The sequence below is a fragment of the Pseudomonas sp. Z5-35 genome (assembly GCF_051131945.1).
Classification (GTDB): Bacteria; Pseudomonadota; Gammaproteobacteria; order Pseudomonadales; family Pseudomonadaceae; genus Aquipseudomonas; species Aquipseudomonas marvdashtae.
On sequence record NZ_CP071640.1, the window covers coordinates 2,492,018 to 2,514,011 of the forward strand.

At 62.8% G+C, this 21,994-nt stretch carries 17 protein-coding genes; 12 read left to right on the forward strand and 5 right to left on the reverse strand.

Going from position 1 to position 21,994, the window contains the following annotated elements; translation table 11 throughout:
* Positions 1-27 precede the first annotated feature (27 nt).
* Together J3P95_RS11695 and J3P95_RS11700 are read right to left on the reverse strand one after the other, a co-directional pair.
* Complete coding sequence (locus J3P95_RS11695; RefSeq protein ID WP_434563243.1) at positions 28-1,812, reverse strand: IlvD/Edd family dehydratase; 1,785 nt, start codon at positions 1,810-1,812, stop codon at positions 28-30.
* 47 nt (positions 1,813-1,859) lie between these two features.
* A complete protein-coding gene (locus J3P95_RS11700; protein WP_434577150.1) occupies positions 1,860-3,041 on the reverse strand; it encodes a fumarylacetoacetate hydrolase family protein in 1,182 nt (393 codons plus the stop codon).
* Positions 3,042-3,154: 113 nt separating this feature from the next.
* Between J3P95_RS11700 and J3P95_RS11705 the strand changes: the two genes are divergently transcribed.
* The 6 genes from J3P95_RS11705 (at position 3,155) to J3P95_RS11730 (ending at position 9,224) form a co-directional block, all read left to right on the forward strand.
* A complete protein-coding gene (locus J3P95_RS11705; RefSeq protein ID WP_434577148.1) occupies positions 3,155-4,093 on the forward strand; it encodes a LysR family transcriptional regulator in 939 nt (312 codons plus the stop codon).
* Between the two features lie 190 nt (positions 4,094-4,283).
* Positions 4,284-5,666 carry an MFS transporter gene (locus tag J3P95_RS11710; RefSeq protein ID WP_434577146.1) on the forward strand — a complete coding sequence of 461 codons (1,383 nt, stop codon included), beginning with the start codon at positions 4,284-4,286 and terminating at the stop codon, positions 5,664-5,666.
* Positions 5,663-6,403, forward strand: coding sequence for an SDR family oxidoreductase (locus tag J3P95_RS11715; RefSeq protein WP_434563251.1), 741 nt, complete (start codon positions 5,663-5,665; stop codon positions 6,401-6,403). Before J3P95_RS11710 ends, J3P95_RS11715 begins: the two co-directional genes overlap by 4 nt.
* Before the next feature lie 31 nt (positions 6,404-6,434).
* Entirely contained in the window at positions 6,435-7,283 is an 849-nt protein-coding gene (locus J3P95_RS11720; protein ID WP_434563253.1) for an ureidoglycolate lyase, read from the forward strand.
* A gap of 152 nt (positions 7,284-7,435) precedes the next feature.
* Complete coding sequence (locus J3P95_RS11725; protein WP_434577144.1) at positions 7,436-8,308, forward strand: hypothetical protein; 873 nt, start codon at positions 7,436-7,438, stop codon at positions 8,306-8,308.
* Positions 8,301-9,224 (forward strand): hypothetical protein, encoded by a 924-nt coding sequence (locus J3P95_RS11730; protein WP_434563257.1) that lies wholly within the window; start codon positions 8,301-8,303, stop codon positions 9,222-9,224. The genes J3P95_RS11725 and J3P95_RS11730 overlap by 8 nt, the downstream gene beginning before the upstream one ends.
* A 70-nt stretch (positions 9,225-9,294) precedes the next feature.
* Here J3P95_RS11730 and J3P95_RS11735 read toward each other — a convergent pair whose 3' ends face one another.
* From J3P95_RS11735 to kdgR, 3 genes are read right to left on the reverse strand one after another with little or no spacing between them, the layout of a single operon-like run.
* Positions 9,295-12,390, reverse strand: coding sequence for a multidrug efflux RND transporter permease subunit (locus tag J3P95_RS11735; RefSeq protein ID WP_434577142.1), 3,096 nt, complete (start codon positions 12,388-12,390; stop codon positions 9,295-9,297).
* 3 nt (positions 12,391-12,393) lie between these two features.
* Positions 12,394-13,812 (reverse strand): efflux RND transporter periplasmic adaptor subunit, encoded by a 1,419-nt coding sequence (locus J3P95_RS11740; RefSeq protein WP_434626576.1) that lies wholly within the window; start codon positions 13,810-13,812, stop codon positions 12,394-12,396.
* Positions 13,710-14,495 (reverse strand): DNA-binding transcriptional regulator KdgR, encoded by a 786-nt coding sequence (kdgR, locus tag J3P95_RS11745; RefSeq protein ID WP_434563263.1) that lies wholly within the window; start codon positions 14,493-14,495, stop codon positions 13,710-13,712. The genes J3P95_RS11740 and kdgR overlap by 103 nt, the downstream gene beginning before the upstream one ends.
* Before the next feature lie 152 nt (positions 14,496-14,647).
* On the opposite strand from kdgR, the gene J3P95_RS11750 reads away from it, so the two are divergent.
* The 6 genes from J3P95_RS11750 to uxuA all read left to right on the forward strand — a co-directional run bounded on the left by J3P95_RS11750 (position 14,648) and on the right by uxuA (position 21,980).
* On the forward strand, positions 14,648-15,649 hold the full coding sequence (locus J3P95_RS11750) for a sugar kinase (protein ID WP_434626578.1): 1,002 nt from the start codon (positions 14,648-14,650) through the stop codon (positions 15,647-15,649).
* Between the two features lie 4 nt (positions 15,650-15,653).
* Positions 15,654-16,865 carry a D-mannonate dehydratase ManD gene (gene manD / locus J3P95_RS11755; RefSeq protein WP_434577136.1) on the forward strand — a complete coding sequence of 404 codons (1,212 nt, stop codon included), beginning with the start codon at positions 15,654-15,656 and terminating at the stop codon, positions 16,863-16,865.
* A 53-nt stretch (positions 16,866-16,918) separates the two neighbouring features.
* The gene (locus J3P95_RS11760; RefSeq protein WP_434563269.1) at positions 16,919-17,950 is read left to right on the forward strand and encodes a Zn-dependent oxidoreductase; all 1,032 of its coding nucleotides are present in this window, start codon (positions 16,919-16,921) and stop codon (positions 17,948-17,950) included.
* A gap of 77 nt (positions 17,951-18,027) precedes the next feature.
* Positions 18,028-19,317 carry an MFS transporter gene (locus J3P95_RS11765; protein WP_434577134.1) on the forward strand — a complete coding sequence of 430 codons (1,290 nt, stop codon included), beginning with the start codon at positions 18,028-18,030 and terminating at the stop codon, positions 19,315-19,317.
* A 13-nt stretch (positions 19,318-19,330) separates the two neighbouring features.
* Positions 19,331-20,788 (forward strand): mannitol dehydrogenase family protein, encoded by a 1,458-nt coding sequence (locus J3P95_RS11770; protein WP_434577132.1) that lies wholly within the window; start codon positions 19,331-19,333, stop codon positions 20,786-20,788.
* A gap of 16 nt (positions 20,789-20,804) precedes the next feature.
* Positions 20,805-21,980 carry a mannonate dehydratase gene (gene uxuA, locus J3P95_RS11775; RefSeq protein WP_434577130.1) on the forward strand — a complete coding sequence of 392 codons (1,176 nt, stop codon included), beginning with the start codon at positions 20,805-20,807 and terminating at the stop codon, positions 21,978-21,980.
* Positions 21,981-21,994 lie beyond the last annotated feature (14 nt).

A 21,994-nucleotide genomic window follows, 5' to 3' on the forward strand; every position in this document is an offset into this window, starting at 1 on the left:
CACGAAAAGGTTTGGTGGTGCAGCGAGTCAATGAGAGTGCCGCGGCTCACCGCTGCGGGCAATCACCCTAAGGTGCAACGTGGCCGGCTCCAGGCACCCGCCCGTGGAAAGCTGCCCGACCAGCTGCCGGTACAGTTCCTGCCAAGGCGTTTGCGACGGCGGGATACTCGGGGTCCACTCGCTTCGGCGCCGTTCCATCTCGGCGTCGTCGACCAGCAGGTTCACGGTGCGGGTGTTCAGGTTCACTTGCAGCCGGTCGTTGGTCTGCAGCAGCGCCAGGCCACCGCCCACGGCAGCTTCCGGGGACATGTTGAGGATCGACGGGCTCGCTGATGTGCCGCTCTGACGACCATCGCCGAGGCAGGGCAGGGAGTCGATGCCTTGTTTGATCAGTGCCGCCGGCGGGGCCATGTTGACCACCTCGGCGCTGCCGGGATAGCCGACGGTGCCGACACCGCGAATCACCAGGATGCAGCGCTCATCGATGTCCAGCGCCGGGTCGTCGATGCGCGCGTGGTAGTCCTCCGGTCCTTCGAAGACGATGGCCCGGGCTTCGAAGCTGTTCTCGGCGCCGGGTTCGGACAGGTAGGTCTTGCGAAAGGCTTCGCCCACCACCGACATCTTCATGATCGCACTGTCGAAAAAATTGCCGCTGAGCACGATGAAACCGGCACGGTGCTTGAGCGGTGTGTCGAAGGGGTAGATGACGTCGGTGTTGCTGGTCAGGCTGCTGCCGACGATTTCGCCGATGGTCCTGCCGCTGACCGTGGCGCAGTCTTCGTGCAGGCGCCCGGCTTTTTTCAGCTCATGCATGACCGCCGGCACACCGCCGGCGCGGTGGAAGCCTTCGCCCAGGTACTTGCCGGCGGGCATGCAGTTGACCAGCAGCGGCACGTCTTCGCCGATCCGTTGCCAGTCATCCAGGCTCAGCTCGACGCCCATGTGCCGGGCGATGGCGATCAGGTGTGGCGGGCAGTTGCTCGACGCCCCCAATGCCGAGGCGACGGCGATGGCGTTCTCGAAGGCCTCGCGGGTCATGATTTGCGAAGGGCGCACGTCCTGGCGGACCAGTTCGCAGATGCGCTTGCCGGTGGCATAGGCCATTTGACCGCGCTCGCGATAGGGCGCCGGAATGCTCGCACAGCCGGGCAGTGACATGCCCAGCGCCTCGGCCAGGGCGTTCATCGACAGCGCGGTGCCCATGGTGTTGCAGTGACCCACCGACGGCGATGCCGCGGTGGTCATTTCCATGAAACCTTCGTAGTCGATCTCGCCGGCGGCCATCAGGTTGCGCGCATGCCACAGCACCGTGCCGGAGCCGATCAGTTCGCCCTTGTGGTGGCCGTCGAGCATCGGCCCACCGGACAGGACAATCGCTGGCAGGTCGGTGGTCGCCGCCGCCATCAGGCACGCCGGGGTGGTCTTGTCGCAACCGGTGGTCAGCACCACGCCATCCAACGGATAACCGTGGAGGATTTCCACCAGTCCCAAATAGGCCAGGTTACGGTCCAGCGCTGCGGTAGGCCGGCGCGACTGTTCAGCGATCGGGTGCACCGGGAATTCCATGGGGATGCCGCCGGCGTCACGAATGCCGGCCTTGACCCGTTGCGCCAGTTCCAGGTGATGGCGGTTGCAGGGTGTCAAGTCGCTGCCGGTCTGGGCGATGCCAATGATCGGCCGTCCCGATTGCAGCTCTTCGCGGGTCATGCCGTAGTTCATGTAGCGCTCGACGTACAGGGCGGTCATGTCGGCGTGGGCCGGGTCATTGAACCATTGCTCGCTGCGCAGGCGGCGTTTTGGCGTGTCACTCATGATTCATTTCTCTCTTGTAATTGGTTGAATCGACGATCTGTCGTTGCTCAGCGACCCAGCAGCCCTCGCGCGGCGAGATTGCGCAGCAAGGCGCCGATGCCGAAGGTCCAGGGTGTGGCGTCACAGCTGTGGGTCACTTGGTTATGCAGGCTGCCGAGCAAGGGGCTGCTGATGCTGACCCGGTCACCCAGTTTGTGGGTAAAGCCGCTGCCGGGCTGATCCCGGTCCTCGGTGGGGGCAAACAGAGTACCCAGAAACAGCAGGAAGCCATCCGGATAATGGTGGTTGGCGTTGAGTGTCTGGCCTGCAAGGTCCTGCGGGTCACGGCTGATTTGATTCATCGAACTGGAACCCTGCAGGCGGTAGCCGTCTTCGCCTTGTACCCGCAGATCGACTTCGCAGGCGCGCACATCGTCGAGGCTGAAGCGTTCGTCGAACAGCCGAATGAACGGCCCGATGGCGCATGATGCGTTGTTGTCCTTGGCCTTGCTCAGCAACAGCGCACTGCGGCCTTCAATGTCGCGCAGATTAACGTCGTTGCCGAGTGTGGCGCCGTGGATCTGGCCACGGCTGTTCATCGCCAGCACGACCTCGGGCTCAGGATTGTTCCATTGCGAGGCCGGGTGAATGCCGATCTGGCTGCCACTGCCGACGGCGGCCAGGACCGGCGCCTTGGTGAAGATTTCCGCGTCCGGCCCGATGCCGACCTCCAGGTACTGCGACCACATGCCCTGTTCGATGAGGTACGCCTTCAGACGCATGGCTTGTTCGGAGCCCGGCACGATCGAGCGCAAGTTATCGCCGATCACGCTGTGCACCGTGGCGCGCACGGCTTCGGCCCGGGCCGCGTCACCGCCGGCCTGTTCCTCGATCACCCGCTCGATCATGCTCGCGGCGAAGGTCACGCCGGCGGCCTTGATCACCTGTAGGTCCAGCGGCGGCAGCAAGAAGGGTTTGGACAGATCGGCATGCAGGCCGGTGTTGGCCAGCAGCGCTTCGACGCTGGCGATGAAGCTGCCCGGCGTTTCTCTCACCGCTGCCAATGGCGAGGAGCTTTCCAACAAGTCGCTCAAGGTCGCGAAACGCTCCGACAAGTCGAACACCCCGTCGCTGCGCAGCACGATGGGCGAAGGCCCGGCAACGGCGCCAGGCACCCAGGCACGACCAATCAGGGTGCCGGCGACGCCGTCGACCGGCAGGGTGTTCTCGGGAGTAAGCATGAGCGACATGGGCAAGCTTCCTGGTTCATAAAGCATTCACGCTAGGGCGCGCTGCCGATGAACTCCAATGAGATATATTCAATATCTGATAACGTCCGGTTATTACTCGTTGAGGAGCACCCATGTCCGACTTGTCCTTCTCCAGCTTCTGCGGCTGGCTTAAATTCCGCCATCTGCTGCTGATCGACACCTTGGGGCGTACCTGCAACATGCATCTCGCCGCCCAGCAAATGAATCTCAGCCAGCCGGCGGTGAGCAAGATGCTCAAGGAAATCGAAAGCCTGCTCGGCTTCGCCCTGTTCGAACGCCGCCCTCGAAGCATGCCGCCCACCGCCCTCGGCGAGCATGTACTGCGTTATGCGCAAATCGCATTGAACGACGCGCGTTCGTTTGTCGAGCAGATCAGCAGCCTGCGCGAAGGTGGGCATGGCTACCTCAAGGTTGGCGGCATCTTTGCCGCGACAGCGGTGGCGTTGCCCGAGGCGATCCTGCAGATCAAGCAGCGCTGGCCTTTGCTGTCCATCGAAGTGGTGGAGCAGACCAGCAACCATCTGATGGAAATGCTCGAAGAGAAAAAGCTCGATCTGGCAGTGGCGCGCTTTACCGATCAAAGCCAGCAGCAGCGCTACGACTTCCAGCCCCTGGCCCCGGAACCGTTTTGCATCGTGGTGAACAACCGCCACCCGCTGGCGGACGCCGGGCCGACGTCCTTGCAGCAACTGGTGGACCAGCCATGGATTCTCTATCCGGTCGGTACGCCGATCCGCGCGCGCATGGAGCTGGCGTTCGCCGAAGCCGGGGTGGGGATGCCGCGCAACACCATCGACACCATCTCCATGCAGACCTTTCTCCAGGTCCTCAAACGTGGACCGATGATCGGCATGTTGCCCAATGCCATGGTCGATCCGCTGCTCGAAAGCGGCCAACTCAAGACCCTCGACACGCCGCTGCACCTGGTGCCGCAGGACTACGGCATCCTCACGCGAAAGAACGAGCCGCTGATAGGCGCCGCGCTGGAGTTCGCCGAGATCCTCAAGGACAACGCCCGCCTGGGCGGTTGAATCCCTGTGGCGAGGGAGCTTGCTCCCGCTTGGCTACGAAGTAGACCCTTGGATTCCGATAACAACGGGTTATCAACTAATCCAAAAATGCCATTGGGAATGAATCGCTTCCCGACAGTAGAGTCCTCGCTCAATCGCCGGATGATTCGCTCATTCGACGTGACCCAATAAAAACAATCAGGGGTTACTCATGCAAACCATCTCCGAGCATTTGCCCGCACAGGCTCCCGCCGGCGGCCTGGACTTCGAAGACCGGACCTACCGCAAGGTGATCTGGCGGATCCTGCCCGTGTTGCTGTTGTGCTACATGGCGGCATACCTCGATCGGGTGAACATCGGCTTCGCCAAGCTCGACATGCTCGCCGAGTTGCAATTCAGCAACACTGTGTACGCCTTGGGCGCCAGTATGTTCTTCTGGGGTTATTTTCTCTTCGAAGTCCCCAGCAACCTGCTGTTGCATCGCTTTGGCGCGCGGTTCTGGATTGCCCGGATCATGCTCAGTTGGGCAGTGATTTCCATGGCCGTGGCCTACACCGTGCCACTGGCGGGTTTTTTCCACGTTGAATCGAGCACGATGTTCTATGTGCTGCGCTTCCTCCTGGGGATCTGCGAGGCGGGCTTCTTTCCTGGCGTGATTCTCTACCTCAACTACTGGTTCCCGACCCATCGCCAGAGCCGCGTGATGTCCGGATTCCTGCTGGCGTTGCCGGTCAGCCTGACGCTGGGCGGGATACTGTCAGGCTGGCTGATGAACAGCATGCAAGGCGTGCACGGCATGTCCGGCTGGCAGTGGATGCTGATAATCGAGGGTATTCCTTCGATCATCATGGCCTTCGTGGTGATCGTCTGCCTGGCCGACAACATCGACAAAGCCAAGTGGCTTTCGGCGGCGGAAAAGACCTTGCTCAAGGCCAATCTGCAAACCGATAACCAAGGCAAGGCCACGCGCCTGGGCGAAGTCTTCTTCAACCCCCGGGTGTGGTTGCTGGTGCTGATCCTGCTGACCTTCAACACCGGTTTCTACGGCCTGGCCTTCTGGATGCCGTCGATCATCAAGAGCACCGGCATCACCAACAGCCTGCACATCGGTTTTCTAACCGCCATTCCGTACTCGGTGGCAGTGGTGGCGATGCTGCTCAATGCCCGGCATTCCAACCGCACCGGCGAGCGGCGCCTGCACGCGGCCATTCCGGCCTTCATCGGCGGCGTTGGGCTGATCCTCAGTGCTTTCTTCGCCGATAACCTGGTGTTGTCGATCCTCTTTCTCAGCGTCTCCGCCTCGGGGATCCTCAGCCTGATGCCGATTTTCTGGACCCTGCCGGGCACCGTGCTGTCGGGCGTCGCGGCGGCCGCCGGGATCGGCATGATCAACGCCATCGGCAACCTCTCGGGCTTCACCGGATCGATGATCACCGCCGTGGCGGAAACCCTCACCGGCAACATCAACAACGGCACTTATGTACTAGCCTTGTGTCTTTTGGTCAGCGGCGGGCTGATCCTGGCGATCCCAGCCTCGATGCTTGGCAGGACACCCAAGACCGCGCCCACCGCCGCGCAACTGGAGACAGCATGAGCCTGCAAAACAAGCGTGTGCTAGTGACGGCGGCGGGGCAAGGCATCGGCCTGGCCAGCGCTATAGCCTTCGCCCAGGCCGGTGCCGAGGTGTTTGCCAGTGACATCGACATCCGCGCACTCGCAGGCATCGAAGGGGTCACGGCGCTCACGCTGGACGTTACGTCGGCCAGCGCCATCGACGCCGCCCGCGACCAGATCGGTGGCCTGGACGTGCTGTTCAACTGCGCCGGCTACGTGCACAGCGGCAACATTCTCGACTGCGACGAAGCGGCCTGGGCGCGCTCGATGGACCTCAATGTCACGGCCATGTACCGCATGATCCGCGCGTTCCTGCCAGGCATGCTGGCGCGAGGCGGCGGATCGATCATCAACATGTCGTCGGTGGCCTCCAGCATCAAGGGCGTGCCCAATCGTTTCGCCTATGGCACCAGCAAGGCAGCGGTGGTGGGACTGACCAAGTCCGTCGCCATCGACTTCGTCAGCCAGGGCATCCGCTGTAACGCGATCTGCCCCGGCACGGTGGACTCGCCTTCGCTGCGCCAGCGTATCGCCGACCAGGCCGCCCGGCAGGGGGTCGATGAAGCACAGGTCTATCGGCAGTTTCTCGACCGCCAGCCCATGGGCCGTATCGGCGCTACCCAGGAGATCGCGCAACTGGCCGTGTACCTGGGCAGCGATGCGTCCGCCTACACTACGGGGGCCGTGCACATCATCGACGGCGGCATGAGCCTCTGAACCCCGGCTTTCACTTGAACAGGAGCACTCCATGAAACTGTTGCGTTACGGCGAAAAAGGCTCGGAAAAACCCGGGCTGCTGGATGATGACAATCAGATCCGTGACCTGTCGGGCCACGTGCCGGACATCGCCGGCCAGGCCCTGGCTCCTGAAAGCCTGGCAAGACTCGCCGCCATCGACCCGCGCAGCCTGCCGGTCGTAGGCGGTCAACCGCGGATAGGCGCCTGCGTCGGGCAGGTTGGCAAGTTCATCTGCATCGGCCTGAACTACGCCGACCATGCCGCCGAATCGAACATGGAGGTGCCGAAAGAGCCGATCATCTTCAACAAGTGGACCAGTGCCATTTGCGGGCCGAACGACGACGTCCAGATTCCCCGTGGCTCGCTCAAGACCGACTGGGAAGTCGAGCTTGGCGTGGTCATCGGCAAGGGCGGGCGCTACATCGACGAGGCGAACGCCATGGAGCATGTCGCCGGCTACTGCGTCATCAACGACGTGTCGGAGCGCGAGTGGCAGTTGGAGCGCGGCGGCACCTGGGACAAAGGCAAAGGCTTCGACACCTTCGGCCCCTTGGGTCCGTGGCTGGTGACCCGCGACGAAATCGCCGATCCGCATGCGCTGGACCTGTGGCTGGAAGTCGACGGCCATCGCTATCAGAACGGCAACACCCGAACGCTGATCTTCAGCGTGCCGCAACTGATCGCCTACCTGAGCCGGTGCATGAGCCTGCAACCCGGCGACGTCATTTCGACCGGGACGCCGCCGGGCGTGGGCCTGGGCATTAAGCCCAACCCGGTGTTCCTGCGTCCGGGGCAGACCATGCGCTTGGGCATTGAAGGCCTGGGCGAACAGCGTCAGGTCACGGTGCAGGCGGACTGATACAGGGATTCGCAGCCGCTATCGCGGGCGTGCTCGCGACAGCGGTGGTTCAGTGACCGGGATTCAGGAAGTGCGTTATGTCTTGGGGGACTGTCCACGCCCCGAAAAATCCTCGAAGATGCGCGACTGATTTCCACGGAATGACGCCATCCATGAGCGAAGACGCCGTCGCGCGGTTCACCCGCTTCCATACCCCTGATCCAGGCCTCGCCCCACGGGAGCAGGCGCCGATGCTTGCGCAGGAACTGGCCTGGGCGCGTGAACGTGCTTTGATGCACCGCTTCAGCTGGTTTGTGGTGCTGGTGCCGCCGTTGAGCATGGGCCTGGTGCTGCCGGGCTTGGTGTTCTTATCTACCCTGGCCCTTGTCCAAAAGTTATTCGCCCCGGACATGGATATCGACCGGATCGTCGGTGACTCCTTGGGCTGGCTGGCGCTGGCGACACTGCTCTTCGTGGCGGGCTGGGCACTGTCCAATTACCTGCGCGACTCGCGCGACCCGACCCACCATTATTGGCAATCGATGCCCGATCACGGGCTGGTCGAGCTCGAACGCCATACGTTGGTATCGGGCCTCAGTCTCTGGGCCAACGACTTTGACCCGGATTGCAACAGCCTCATGCTCTGGAAGAACGACAAACTGGTGCGCGTGCAAAGCTCGGGCGTGTCGCAGTGGGTCCTGGCCATGACCGAGGCCGGCCACTGGCTGGTGCTCAAGGACGAGTTTCCCGGTGACTTCTGCTATGGACGAGTGGGGCAGATGGCCACGCCGGACAAGCAGATGCAACCCCGGCAGCAACTGGCGATCGCCTTCGCGCCCGGTACCCAGTTAGCGCTTGGTCAGCGTTTCGAGGGCGCGCCTTTGCCAATGACGCAGACGTCTTATTGGATGTCTGCCGATGAGATCAAGCGCCTCGCGGAGGTCGCCCATCACTGGGTCTTTTTCCCGCCGGACCGTTACGCCGTGGTCAACGCCCGCGACGCCGGTTGGGTGCAGCGACTAGTGGACAGGGCCCTTCATGAGTGACGAACTCTACAAGCAAAAGCTCCGTTTCCAGACGCCTGATCCAGGCTTCGGCCCTCGCGAGCAATCTCCGATGCTCCCACAGGAGGCGGCCTGGGCGCGCGAGCGTGCATTCATGCACCGCTTCAGCTGGGTCATGGTGCTGGCGGCGCCGGTGAGCATTGGCCTCATGCTGCCGAGCTTGGCGTTCGTGATTGTCCTGGGTCTTGTCGAGAAATGGTTCGTCCCGGGCCTGGACATCGACCGGATCATCGTCGGATCCTGGGGCTGGCAGGTGTTGGCAACTGTGCTTTTCGTGGCGGGCTGGGCATTGTCCAATTACCGGCGCGACTCACGCGACCCGATCAAGCGCTACTGGCAATCGATGCAGGATCGAGGGGTGGTCGAGCTTGAGCGCCATACGCTGATTTCGGGTATCAGCCTGTGGGCCAACGACGTTGACCCTGATTGCAGCAGCGTCATGCAATGGAAGAACGACACGCTGGTGCGCGAGCAAGCCTCTGGCGTGTCGCAGTGGATCCTGGCCATGACCACGGCCGGCCACTGGCTGGTTCTCAGGGAGGAGTTTCCCGGCGCCTTCCGCCATGGACCGGTAGGGCGAATGCCTGCGCCCGACGAGCGGATGAAACCCCGGCAACAATTGGCGATCACCTTTGTCCCCGGGACCCAGGTGACGCTGGGCGAGCGCTTTGACGGTGCGCCTTTGCCGCTGACGGACTCTTCGTACTGGATGTCCGCCGATGAGTTCTCGCGCCTCGCCGAGGCATCCCATCGCTGGACTTGTCTGCCGCCGGACCGTTACGCCGTGGTCAATGACCGGGACGCCGATTGGGTACAGCGACTGGTGGCCACGGCACTAGGCGGTATCGGGCCACAGCCTGGGCGACCCGCCGTCATGGCTGAGCGTCCACCAACGTGACGCGGTGATCTCGGGGCGCGAGCGTACCGCCCGCCGGGAAGCCTTCAAGGGCAAGTAGGCCAGCAGCGCCTCAATCGCCTTTGCGACACCTGACCCGCTTCATCACCACCACGAAAAACACCGGGACGAATACGATCGCCAACGTGGCGCTGATCATCCCGCCGATCACACCGGTGCCAATCGCCTGCTGGCTCGCCGAACTGGCGCCCGTGGCGATTGCCAGTGGGACCACGCCGAGGATGAACGCCAGCGAGGTCATGATGATCGGCCGCAGGCGCAGGCGTGCGGCCTGGAGCGTGGCGTCGATCAGGTCATGCCCATCGTCGTACAGGCTCTTGGCGAACTCGATGATCAGGATCGCGTTTTTTGCGGACAGGCCGATGATGGTGATCAGGCCGATCTTGAAGAACACATCGTTGGGCATACCGCGCAACGACACGGCCAGGACCGCACCGAGCACACCTAGCGGTACCACCAGCAGCACCGAGGTCGGAATCGACCAACTCTCGTACAGCGCCGCCAGGCACAGGAACACCACCAGCAGCGACAGGCCCAGCAGGATTGGCGCCTGGCTGCCGGACAAGCGTTCCTGCAAGGACAAGCCGGTCCATTCCTGGCCCAGGCCCGTCGGCCCCTGCGCCACCAGCCGTTCGATTTCGGTCATCGCTTGGCCGGTGCTGTGGCCGGGGGCCGGTTCGCCGGAAATGCTCACCGCCGGATAGCCGTTGTAGCGGGTTAATTGCGCCGGTCCCTGGGTCCAGCGGGCCTGGACGAATGCCGACAACGGGACCATTTTCCCGCTGTTGTTGCGCACGTGGATCTTCAGCAAATCCTCCACCTGGCTGCGCTGGTCGCCCTCGGCCTGGACCACCACGCGCTGCATGCGTCCCTGGTTCGGAAAGTCGTTGATGTAGGCCGAACCCACCGCCGTGGACAACACGGCGCCGACATCCGCGAAGGAAATGCCCAAGGCATTCGCCTGTTTGCGGTCGACTTCCAACTGCACCTGCGGCGCCTCCGCCAGGGCGCTTTCACGCACGTTCATCAGTATCGGGCTTTTTTCGGCGGCGGCGAGCAACTCGCTGCGGGCCTGCATCAAGGTGGCATGGCCGAGGCCGCCGCGGTCCTGCAGACGGAACTCGAAACCGCTCGAAGTGCCCAGGCCGTCCACCGGCGGTGGCAACACCGAAAAAGCCATGGCGTCCTTGATCTGGCCGAAAGCCTGGTTGGCGCGGTCGGCGATGGACGCCGCCGAATCCTCGGTGCTGCGCTGCGACCAATCCTTCAGCGTGGTGAACGCCAGGGCCGCGTTCTGTCCACTGCCGGAGAAGCTGAAGCCGAGGATGACGGTGCTGTCGCCAACCCCAGGCTCGCCGGCATTATGCGCCTCGATCTGCTCCACCACCTGCACCGTCCGATTCTTGCTGGCGCCCGGCGGCAGTTGGATGTCGGTGATGGTGTAGCCCTGGTCTTCCACCGGCAGGAACGAGGAGGGCAGGCGACTGAACAGCAGGCCCATGCCCACCAGCAACACACCGTAGATCAGCAGATAGCGGCCGCTGCGTTTCAGTGCATAGGCCACCCAACCTTGATAGCGATCGCCGAAGCGGTCGAAGCCACGGTTGAACCAACCGAAGAAACCGCCCTTGGCGTGCTGCTCGCCTAGGGCGACGGGCTTGAGCAAGGTCGCGCAAAGCGCCGGGGTCAAGGTCAGGGCGAGGAAGGCCGAGAACAGGATCGACGTCGCCATCGACAGCGAGAACTGCTGGTAGATCACCCCCACCGAGCCCTGCATGAACGCCATTGGAATGAACACCGCCACCAGCACCAGGGTGATGCCGATTATCGCCCCGGTGATCTGGCCCATGGCCTTGCGCGTCGCTTCCTTGGGCGACAGACCTTCCTGGGCCATGATCCGCTCGACGTTTTCCACCACCACGATGGCATCGTCCACCAGGATGCCGATGGCCAGTACCATGCCGAACATCGTCAGCACGTTGATCGAGAACCCCAGCGCAAGCATTGTCGCAAAGGTGCCCATCAGCGCCACCGGCACCACCAATGTCGGAATCAAGGTGTAGCGGATGTTCTGCAGGAACAGGAACATCACCGCGAACACCAGCAGCATCGCCTCGCCGAGCGTATAGATCACTTTGGTGATCGAGACTTTGACGAACGGTGAGGTGTCGTAGGGAATCTTGTATTCGACGCCGGCCGGGAAGTAGCGCGACAGCTCGTCCATCTTCGCCCGCACCAGGGTGGCGGTGTTCAGCGCGTTGGCGCCCGGCGACAGCTGCACGGCCACGGCGGTGGACGGCTTGCCGTTCAGGCGCGTGGAAAACTGGTATTCCTGGCTGCCGATTTCCACCCGCGCGACATCGGCGATGCGCACCGTCGAGCCGTCGGGGTTGGCCTTGAGCACAATGTCGGCAAACTCCTGCGGGGTAGAAAGCTGGCCCTTGACCATGATGGTCGCGGTGATTTCCTGAGTGCTGCGGCTCGGCAGATCGCCGAGGCTGCCGGCCGAGACCTGGGCGTTCTGCGCCACGATGGCGGCGTTGACGTCGGCCGGGGTCAGGTTGAAACCCAGCAGTTTCTGCGGATCGATCCAGATGCGCATGGCCCGTTCGGCGCCGTACAGCTGGGCCTTGCCGACACCGTCGAGGCGTTTGATCTCGTTCATCACGTTGCGCGCCAGGTAGTCGCTGAGCGCCACGTCGTCGAGCTTGCCGTCGCTGGAGGTGAGGGTGATCAGCAGCAGGAAACCGGCGGACACCTTGTCCACCTGCAAGCCCTGCTGGGTGACCGCCTGCGGCAGGCGCGACTCCACCGCCTTGAGGCGGTTCTGCACGTCGACCTGGGCCAGTTCCGGGTTCGTCCCCGGTTGAAAGGTCGCGGTAATCGTCGCGCTGCCGAGGCTGCTCTGGGACTCGAAATACAACAGGTTATCGGCGCCGTTGAGTTCCTCCTCGATCAGGCTGACCACGCTTTCATCCACCGTTTGCGCCGAAGCGCCCGGGTACACCGCGTAGATCTCGATTTGCGGCGGAGCCACGACCGGGTACTGCGCCACCGGCAATTGCGGAATGGCCAAGACCCCGGCCAGCAGGATAAACAACGCGACGACCCAGGCGAACACCGGACGGTCGATAAAAAACTGCGGCATGGCTTAGTGTCCTGCCTGTGGCCCGGGAACCTGGGCGAGGGGGAGAGGGGAGTCGTCGACTTGGACCTGTTCACCGGGGCGGGCGTGCTGGACGCCTTCGACGACGATGCGATCGCCCGGTTTCAAACCGTGGGTGACGATCCAGCGATCCTTCTGCGAAGCACCCAATTGCACCGGTTGCTGGCTGACTTTTTGTTCGGCGTCGAGCAGCAACACCTGGGCGACGCCGGCGCTGTCGCGCAGGATCGCCCGTTGCGGCACGGTGATGCCCTGGCTATCGACCGCCTGTTCCAGGCGCACGCGAATGAAACTGCCGGGCAGCAGGTCCAGGTCCGGGTTGGGAAACTCGCTGCGCAGGGTAATCTGGCCGGTGCTTGGGTCGACGCTGAGGTCGGTGAACAGCAGCTTGCCCGGCAGCGGATAGAGGCTGCCGTCGTCCTCGATCAAGGTGGCCTTGGCTTCGCCCTGGCCGACTGCTTGCAGGTGCCCGGCGCGAAAGGCCCGGCGCAGGACGTTGAGTTCGCGGGTCGATTGGGTGAGGTCGACGTGGATCGGGTCCAGTTGCTGGATCAACGCCAACGGCGTGCTTTCGTTCTGTCCCACCAGCGCGCCTTCGGTGACCAGGGCCCGGCCGATGCGCCCGGAAATCGGCGCGGTCACGGTGGCGTAGCCCAGGTTCAGCTTCGCCCGTTCAACGGCCGCCTTGTTGGCGGCGACGTCGGCTGCGGTCTGGCGTACGTTGGCCCGGGCGTTATCGTAGTCCTGGCCGCTGATGGCTTTGTCGTCGACCAACTGGGCGTAGCGCTGCTCTTGTAGACGGGCCTGGAACGCATTGGCCTCGGCCTTGCGCAACGCCGCCTCGGCACTGTCGAGGTCGGCCTTGAACGGCGCCGGATCGATGCGAAACAGCACCTGGCCTTGTTTGACATCGCTGCCTTCGCGAAACACTCGCTGCAAGATCACGCCAGCCACCCGCGCCCGGACTTCGGCGACCCGTGGCGCGGTGATCCGGCCGCTCAGTTCGTTGCTGATCGACAGCGGCCGGGGCTGGACGGTTTCGATGCGCACGCTGGCCAGTGGCGCGGATTCTTCCGGAGTCGAGGCGCTGTCACAGCCGCTCAGCAACGCCCCGACCAACAGGCCCAGTGTGACGACAGGAATCTTGGACATGGTGCTTCCCCAATATTGAACCCGGCATGGTAGGGGGCCGGGGCAATGGCAGGGGTGAAGCTTTGTAAGGGGCTGTGAATTTGTGTAATGGCTGTCCTTGAACGTCGACCTGTGGTTAGCAGCCACCCATCCCGTGGCGACGGCCTTTGCTATTGCTGCGCATGCCAGCCCAACTGACTGGAAATCTGTTGGCTGGCATGCATCAGCTGCTTGACGTAATCCTGCTTCAATTCTTCCCTGAAGCGAAAACACGGGAATGAAACGCTCATCCCGCCGATCACGTGGCCAAAACGGTCGCGGATCGGTGCCGCCAGGCAACGCATGTTGTCTTCGAACTCTTCGTGATCCTCGGCATAGCCTTGCTGGCGAACGGTGTCCAGTTCCTGCAGGTACGCCTCGACGGTGGTCAAGGTATTGGCTGTGCGCCGCTCGAAACTTTCCTGTTCAAGGTGCGCCAGCAACTCGTCCTCTTCGAGCCAGGCCATCAGCACTTTACCAATGCCCGTGCAGTACAACGGCGCCCGGCGGCCGATGCGCGAGTACATGCGCAGGTTGTACTTGGAGTCGATCTTGTGGACGTAGACGATGCTGCCTTCGTCAAGAATCCCCAGGTGGACGGTCTCGCCCGTCAACTCGTTGATCCTGCGCATCCCGGGCTCCGCTTCCCGGACGATGTCCAGGTGGGGCAGGGCTTGGGCACCCAGTTCAAATAGCCGGACGCTGAGACGATAGCGATCTTCGGCATCCTGCACCACATACCCACGCGCCTTCAGCGACTGCAGGAAGCGGTAGACCGTGGCCTTGGACATGTCCAGTTTGGTGGCGATTTCCGAGACGCCGCTTTCTTCCGGATGTTCGGCCAGCGCTTCGAGCACGGCCATGGTCCGGCCGACCGCCGACACCAGATCGTTGTTTGGGATGACGCTGTTGTCCATGAAGGCTCCAACGTGAAAGTAAAACCCAAGGATATACGCAAGAAGAACAAAACGCTGTTTCATTTTTGCTTGACGAGGCGATAAAACTGACTAGACTCGGGCCTTGAGATAAAAATGAAACGCCGTTTTAAAAACAACAAAGGCGCGTAATGATGGATGTAACGCTTAACCACGACCCGCAAACCCGTTTCGCCCGTCCGTTGAAAGTGGCGCTGCTGGGTGAGTGCATGATCGAGATGCGCGGTGAGCCGGGTGCGGCAATCACGCAAACGTTCGGTGGCGATACGCTCAACACCGCAGTCTATTTGGCACGGTTGAGCCCACGGACCACCATCAGCGTGGATTACCTGACGGCGGTCGGCAGTGACGCGTTCAGCGACGCCATGCGCCAGTCCTGGCTGGACGAAGGTGTCGGTGACGGCCATGTCCGGGTGATCGAAGACGCGCTGCCAGGGCTGTATTTCATCCAGACCGATCCACAGGGCGAGCGGCGTTTTCTCTATTGGCGTGGGGAAGCGGCGGCGCGGCGCATGTTCGACGGCCCCGAGGCCCAGGCCATGCTCGATGCGCTGGCCGATTACGACTACTTCTACCTGAGTGGCATCAGCCTGGCGATCCTCATGCCAGAAGGGCGCGCACGCCTGATCCAGGCCTTGCAGGCGGCTCGCCGAGCCGGCACGCGCGTCGTCTTCGACAACAACTACCGCCCCCATCTATGGCCCGATCCAGAAACGGCTCGGCAGGCCCACCGCGACCTGTTGCGCCTGACCGACCTGGCCCTGATCACTTGGGAAGACGATGTCCTTCTATTCGGTTATCGCGACGTGGATGCCTTGTTCATGGATTACGCCCAAGCGGGTGTCGGCGAAGTTGTCCTCAAGCGTGGCGCCGCCAGCTGCCTGATCCAATGCCCCGCCGGGCGCTTCGAAGTGCCCGCGCAAACCGTCGCCCGTGTCGTCGACACCACGGCGGCCGGTGATTCGTTCAGTGCTGCTTACCTGGCCTGCCGCCTGCGTGGCGGCGATCCCGAGCAGGCTGCCCGTTGGGGCCATCGCCTGGCGGCCCAAGTCGTCCAATACCGAGGTGCGCTGATTCCCCAGGCGGCCATGCCGACCATGGGCGCGTCCTCACTTCCTTCTGTTGCACAGGTCTGACTTTATGAAAATCGTTGAAGCGCGCGTCATCGTTACCTGCCCGGGCCGCAACCTGGTCACCCTGAAAATCGTTACGGATGAAGGTATCTACGGCATTGGCGACGCCACGTTGAATGGCCGCGAACTGGCGGTGGTCGCTTACCTGGAGGAGCACGTCCTGCCTGCGCTGATCGGCCGCGACGCCCACCGCATCGAGGACATCTGGCAGTACCTGTATCGCGGCGCGTATTGGCGCCGCGGGCCAGTGACCATGACCGCCATCGCCGCTGTCGACGTCGCACTCTGGGACATCAAGGCCAAGGCGGCGAACATGCCCCTGTACCAATTGCTCGGTGGCAAGAGCCGTGAGCGGGTGATGGTCTACGGGCACGCCACCGGCAAGGACATCGAAGGGTGCCTGGGCGAAGTCGCCCGTCACGTCGAGCTCGGCTATAAAGCCGTGCGGGTGCAATGCGGCGTGCCCGGCATCGCCACCACCTACGGCGTCGCCAAGCGCAGCGGCGAGCGCTATGAGCCGGCTGACAGTGACTTGCCCGCCGAACACGTCTGGGACACCGCCAAATACCTTAACTACGTGCCCAAGCTGTTCGCCGCGGTGCGCGAACGCTTTGGCGACGACCTGCACATTCTCCACGACGTCCACCATCGCCTGACGCCCATCGAAGCCGGGCGCCTGGGCAAGGCGGTGGAACCGTACAACCTGTTCTGGCTAGAAGACTGCACGCCGGCGGAAAACCAGCAGAGTTTCCGCCTGATCCGCCAACACACCACCACGCCGCTGGCCGTCGGCGAGGTGTTCAACTCCATTCATGACTGCCGAGAGTTGATCCAGGAACAGTTGATCGACTACATCCGCACGACGCTGGTGCATGCCGGCGGCATTACCCACGTGCGGCGCATTGCCGATTTCGCCGCGTTGTTCCAGGTGCGCACAGGCTTTCATGGCGCCACTGACCTGTCGCCGGTGTGCATGGGCGCGGCGTTGCATTTCGATACGTGGGTGCCGAATTTCGGCATCCAGGAACACATGCCTCACGAAGAACGCATCGATGAAGTCTTCCCCCACGCCTATCGCTTCGAGGACGGCCATTTCACGCCGGGCGAAACACCTGGGCATGGCGTCGACATCGATGAAGACCTTGCCCGCCAATACCCCTACAAGCGCGCCAGCCTGCCGGTCAATCGTCTTGAAGACGGCACGCTCTGGCATTGGTGAAACGGTTCCAACCATTTGAGGACACGGGGCGAAGGCCCCGTCAGGAGTGACCGATGAAAGCGTTCCAGGTAAGAGCACCCTTCGAGTTCGGGCTGGCCCAGGTCGACCGACCCGAGGTCGCCCGTGGCGAGGTCCAGGTCGATGTCGCTTATGCCGGCATCTGTGGTTCGGACATGCACATTATTCATGGGCAGAACGCGTTCGTGCGTTTCCCCCGCGTCACCGGCCATGAATTCTCCGGAGTGATCCGGCAGGTCGGTGAAGGTGTCGAGCACCTTCAAGTCGGCGATCGGGTGTGCATCGATCCGGTGATCAGTTGCGGTACCTGCTATCCCTGCCGCATTGGCCGGCCCAATGTCTGCACTCGGCTGCAAGTGATCGGCGTACACCGTGACGGCGGCTTCAGCGAGCAGGTCTGCGTGCCAGCCGAGAACGCCCACCGCTTGCCCGATTCGATGTCCCTGAGCCACGGCGCCCTGGTCGAGCCTTACTCCATTGCGTTGAACGTACTCGACCGCATGCAGCCCCATCCGGGCGACAGCGTGTTGATCTACGGCGCTGGGGTGATTGGCCTGACCCTGGTGCAAATGGCGCGGGCGCTGGGATTGACCGACATCACCGTCACCGACGTGATCGACAGCCGCCTGGAAACCGCGCGGGCATTGGGCGCCAGCCGGACCCTCAACGGCCAAGAAGTCGACGTCGAGGCCACGATGCGTGAATTGACCCAGGGTGAAGGCGTGCCGTTGATTGTCGATGCCGCCTGCATTCCGGCGCTGATGCCGCAGATGGTGCGCCTGGCCTCGCCGGCCGGACGCATCGGATTGCTGGGCTTCAATGCCACGCCCAGCGATCTTGTGCAGCTGGAAATGATCAAGAAGGAACTGACCTTGGTCGGCTCGCGCCTCAACAACCGCAAGTTTCCCCAGGTGATCGAACTGATCGCCAGCGGCAAGTTGCAGGTCCAGGACCTGATCAGTCATCGCGTCAGCTTCGACGAGATGCCCGGCGCCATCGATCTGATCGAGAAACACCCCGAGCAAACCCGAAAAGTGCTGGTGGAACTGACGAACGCCCATCAGTGAGCCGTCTGTACCGCCGTTTCATCGTGCCTGTCATAGGCATCCTCACCGAATAAACACAACAAGCGGGAGGTTCCACCATGTTTGGTCAAGGACGTAGCTTAATCATCATCATGCTGTTCCTGGCCGGGGTGATCAATTACCTCGACCGGTCGGCATTGTCTGTGGCGGCGCCTTTCATCCAGAAGGACTACGGTCTGAGCACGGGTGAGATGGGCATGATCTTCAGCAGCTTCTTCGTCGGTTATGCCGCCTTCAACTTCATTGGTGGCTGGGCCGCCGACCGTTACGGCGCCAAGACCACGTTGTTGCTGGCCATGGTCTTGTGGTCGTTGTTCAGCGGTCTCACGGTGCTGACGGTGGGCTTCGCTTCGCTGGTGCTCATCCGGATCCTGTTCGGCATGGGCGAAGGCCCGCTGAGCGTCACCACCAGCAAAATGGTCAACAACTGGTACACCCCCAAGCGTAGGGCTCGAGCCCTGGGTGCCTCGATGTCCGGCACGCCGCTGGGCGGGGCGATCTCCGGCCCGGTGGTGGGTTTTATCGCTGTCACCTACGGCTGGAAGGTGTCGTTCATCATCATTATGTTGGTCGGCCTGATCTGGGCGGCGATCTGGTACAAGTTCGTCAAGGAGAAGCCTGAAGGCGAGGGTGCGGAGGACATCCTGCGGGCCGAGGGTCAGAGCGAGCTGGCGTCGCAACCGGTGTTCCCGCTGCGGTTCTACCTCAAGCAGCCGACGGTGCTGTTCACCTCCCTGGCATTCTTTTCCTATAACTACACGCTGTTCTTCTTCCTGACCTGGTTCCCCAGCTACCTGACCATGGCCCATGGCCTGAACGTGAAGGACATGAGCATCGCCACGGTCATCCCTTGGCTGCTGGGTTTCCTGGGGCTGGCCCTGGGTGGGTTCATTTCCGACTTCGTGTTCAAGAAGACCGGGCGGATCATGTTCTCGCGCAAGGTAGTGTTGGTGACCTGTCTGCTGGCCTGCGCCGGGTGCATCGGCGTCGCCGGGATGGTGAAGACCTTGTACCCGGCCGTTATCCTGGTGGCCTTGGCGGTATTTTTCCTCTATCTCACCGGGGCGATCTACTGGGCGATCATCCAAGACACCGTGCCTGCGGCGCGGGTAGGCGGGGTCAGCGGCTTCATGCATTTCCTGGCCAATACTTCGGGCATCATCGGGCCGACCCTGACCGGGTTCATCGTGCAATTTACCGGCTCGTTTACCAGTGCTTTCCTGCTGGCGGGCTTGCTGACGATCATCGGTGCGCTGTGCGTGGCGCGTTACGTCAAGCCGCTGGCAGTGGCGGGTGTCGCACCGCAGGCCGATGCCGGCCAGCCACGCCCAGCGCTGAATCATCCCTGAAAGGAGGACGCCCATGTCGCTCATCCAACGGATCTCCGCCACGGGCCAGCCCAGTGAAATCGGGATCGTGCACCTGGGCCTGGGAGCCTTTCACCGGGCTCATCAGGCGGTGTACCTGCAGCGCCATCTCAATCGCCACGGCACGAGCGAATGGGGGCTGTGCAGTGCCAATATTCGCTCCAACCGCACCTTGGTCGAGCAGTTGCGCGACCAGCAAGGCCGCTACCACGTGGCCGAGTACCCTGACAGCGAGCAGGTGGTGCTGCGGGAAATCAACGTACTGCGCGAAGCCTTGTATGCCGGTGCGGGCGCCAATGAGCTGGAGCAGTTGCTGCAGCGCATGGCCGCGCCGCAAACGCGGATCGTCACGCTTACGGTCACCGAAAAAGGCTACTGCTTGAGTCCGTCCACCGGGCAATTGCGCAGCGAAGATCCATTGATTGCCAATGACATCGAGCACCCACTCGCGCCGCGTTCGGCTCCCGGCATTGTCCTGGAGGCGTTGCGTCGCCGTCGCGCCGCCGGCGTTCCAGCCTTCACCGTGTTGTGCTGCGACAACATGCCCGACAACGGCCAGCGTACCCGCCAGGCGGTCAGCGCGTTGGCGGCGCTGCAAGATCAAGCGTTGGCGCAATGGGTGGAGCAAGAAGTCGCGTTCCCCAGCTGCATGGTCGACCGCATCGTGCCGGCGATGGACGACGAATCTTTCGGTCGGCTGGAGCAACAACTGGACTGCGACGATCGTGCGGCGGTGGTCTGCGAAAGTTTCAGCCAGTGGGTGATCGAAGACAATTTCCCCCTCGGCCGTCCGGACTGGGAAGTCGAAGGCGTGCAAATGGTCGCCGACGTGCGTCCGTTCGAAACGATGAAGCTGCGCATGCTCAATGGCAGCCATTCGTTGTTGGCCTACGTGGGGCTGCTGGCGGGCCATGAATCGGTCTTCGACGCTGTCAGCGATAGGCGGTTGGCGCGCTTGATCGGACGCTACATGGCCGAGGAAGCCGCGCCGACCCTGGAGATGCCCGCAGGCATCGATTTGTCGGTGTATGCCAACGACTTGCTGGCGCGTTTTGCCAACGACAGCCTGCAACATCGCCTGCGCCAGATCGCCATGGACGGTTCGCAGAAACTGCCGCAACGCTGGTTGCTCGGCGCGCAGCAGTTGCTCGACCAGGGGCGCGGCATCGACTGCACTGCGCTGGGCCTCGCGGCGTGGATTCACTACTGCACGCAGCCGTTGCCCGGTCGTGCGGCGCACGTGGTCGACGATCCCTTGAGCGCGACCTTTGCCGATCTTGCCGGACGATTCGCCGGCGCAGCGCGGGTGGACGCTTTTCTTGCCCTGGACGAAGTCTTCCCGCCAACGTTGGTGGATCGCCCGGCGTTTCGCGAGGCCGTACACCGCGCCTACAGCGCCTTGGCCCGAGACGGCGTCGACAGCCTGTTACACAGCTTTGCCACACCCAACTGACAAAAAGGAAAACAACATGGAACAGACATGGCGTTGGTTTGGCCCCAAAGACCCGATTTCCCTGGCGGACGTTCGCCAGACCGGTGCGACCGGCATCGTCACCGCATTGCACGAAATTCCTAACGGTCAAGTGTGGCCGGTGGAGGCTATCGCGGCGCGCAAGCAGATGATCGAAGCGGCCGGCTTGAGCTGGTCAGTGGTAGAAAGCATTCCGGTGCACGAAGACATCAAGCGTGGCTGTGGGCGGCGCGACGAGTACATCGCCAACTACCAGCAAAGCGTGCGCAACCTGGCGAGCTGCGGCATCGATATCGTCTGCTACAACTTCATGCCGGTGTTGGACTGGACCCGTACCGACCTTTTCCATGAGCTGGCGGATGGCGGCTGGGCATTGCGTTTCGATCAGACCGCGTTCGCCGCCTTCGATCTGTTCATCCTCCAGCGCCCGGGTGCGCAGGCCGAGTACAGCACCGAGGATATCCAGCAGGCCAAGGCGTACTCCGAGCAACTGACGCCAACTGAGCGCGAAACCTTGATCAATACCCTGATCGCGGGTTTGCCCGGCGCCGAGGAACATTACAGCCTGGATAACTTCCGGGACTTGCTGCGCACCTATGCCGACATCGACGAGGCCAAGTTGCGTGAACACCTTGAGTATTTCCTGCGGGCGGTGATCCCGGTCGCGCAGGAGGTGGGCGTGCGCATGGCGATCCACCCGGACGATCCACCCCGGTCATTGCTCGGCTTGCCGCGCATCCTCTCCACTGCCGCAGACGCCCAGTGGCTGCTGGACGCCGCGCCAAGCCCGGCCAACGGCCTGACGTTCTGCACCGGTTCCTATGGCGTGCGCGAAGACAATGACCTGGTGGCGATGGCCAAGCAGTTTGCGCCATACATCTACTTCACCCACCTGCGCTCGACCCGCCGGGAAGCCGACCCGCGCAGCTTCCACGAAGCCCATCACCTGGATGGCGACGTCGACATGGTGGGAGTCATCAGTGCCTTGGTGGCTGAAGAGCGCCGCCGCGAGCGCGAAGGCGGTCCACGCTTGCCGCTGCGCCCGGACCACGGCCATCAACTGCTCGACGACCAACAACGCAAAAGCAACCCCGGCTATTCATTGATCGGCCGCCTCAAAGGCCTGGCGGAAATCCGCGGGGTAGAACTGGCCGTGCGCCGACAGTTGGGTTAGCCAGGAATAATTAG

What these genes read in the sequence shown, in the direction of transcription:
- J3P95_RS11695 (WP_434563243.1), bottom strand. Translation starts at nt 1,812, where the DNA reads ATGAGTGACACGCCAAAACGCCGCCTGCGCAGCGAGCAATGGTTCAAT.
- J3P95_RS11700 (WP_434577150.1), bottom strand. Translation starts at nt 3,041, where the DNA reads ATGTCGCTCATGCTTACTCCCGAGAACACCCTGCCGGTCGACGGCGTC.
- J3P95_RS11705 (WP_434577148.1), top strand. Translation starts at nt 3,155, where the DNA reads ATGTCCGACTTGTCCTTCTCCAGCTTCTGCGGCTGGCTTAAATTCCGC.
- J3P95_RS11710 (WP_434577146.1), top strand. Translation starts at nt 4,284, where the DNA reads ATGCAAACCATCTCCGAGCATTTGCCCGCACAGGCTCCCGCCGGCGGC.
- J3P95_RS11715 (WP_434563251.1), top strand. Translation starts at nt 5,663, where the DNA reads ATGAGCCTGCAAAACAAGCGTGTGCTAGTGACGGCGGCGGGGCAAGGC.
- J3P95_RS11720 (WP_434563253.1), top strand. Translation starts at nt 6,435, where the DNA reads ATGAAACTGTTGCGTTACGGCGAAAAAGGCTCGGAAAAACCCGGGCTG.
- J3P95_RS11725 (WP_434577144.1), top strand. Translation starts at nt 7,436, where the DNA reads ATGAGCGAAGACGCCGTCGCGCGGTTCACCCGCTTCCATACCCCTGAT.
- J3P95_RS11730 (WP_434563257.1), top strand. Translation starts at nt 8,301, where the DNA reads ATGAGTGACGAACTCTACAAGCAAAAGCTCCGTTTCCAGACGCCTGAT.
- J3P95_RS11735 (WP_434577142.1), bottom strand. Translation starts at nt 12,390, where the DNA reads ATGCCGCAGTTTTTTATCGACCGTCCGGTGTTCGCCTGGGTCGTCGCG.
- kdgR (WP_434563263.1), bottom strand. Translation starts at nt 14,495, where the DNA reads ATGGACAACAGCGTCATCCCAAACAACGATCTGGTGTCGGCGGTCGGC.
- J3P95_RS11750 (WP_434626578.1), top strand. Translation starts at nt 14,648, where the DNA reads ATGGATGTAACGCTTAACCACGACCCGCAAACCCGTTTCGCCCGTCCG.
- manD (WP_434577136.1), top strand. Translation starts at nt 15,654, where the DNA reads ATGAAAATCGTTGAAGCGCGCGTCATCGTTACCTGCCCGGGCCGCAAC.
- J3P95_RS11760 (WP_434563269.1), top strand. Translation starts at nt 16,919, where the DNA reads ATGAAAGCGTTCCAGGTAAGAGCACCCTTCGAGTTCGGGCTGGCCCAG.
- J3P95_RS11765 (WP_434577134.1), top strand. Translation starts at nt 18,028, where the DNA reads ATGTTTGGTCAAGGACGTAGCTTAATCATCATCATGCTGTTCCTGGCC.
- J3P95_RS11770 (WP_434577132.1), top strand. Translation starts at nt 19,331, where the DNA reads ATGTCGCTCATCCAACGGATCTCCGCCACGGGCCAGCCCAGTGAAATC.
- uxuA (WP_434577130.1), top strand. Translation starts at nt 20,805, where the DNA reads ATGGAACAGACATGGCGTTGGTTTGGCCCCAAAGACCCGATTTCCCTG.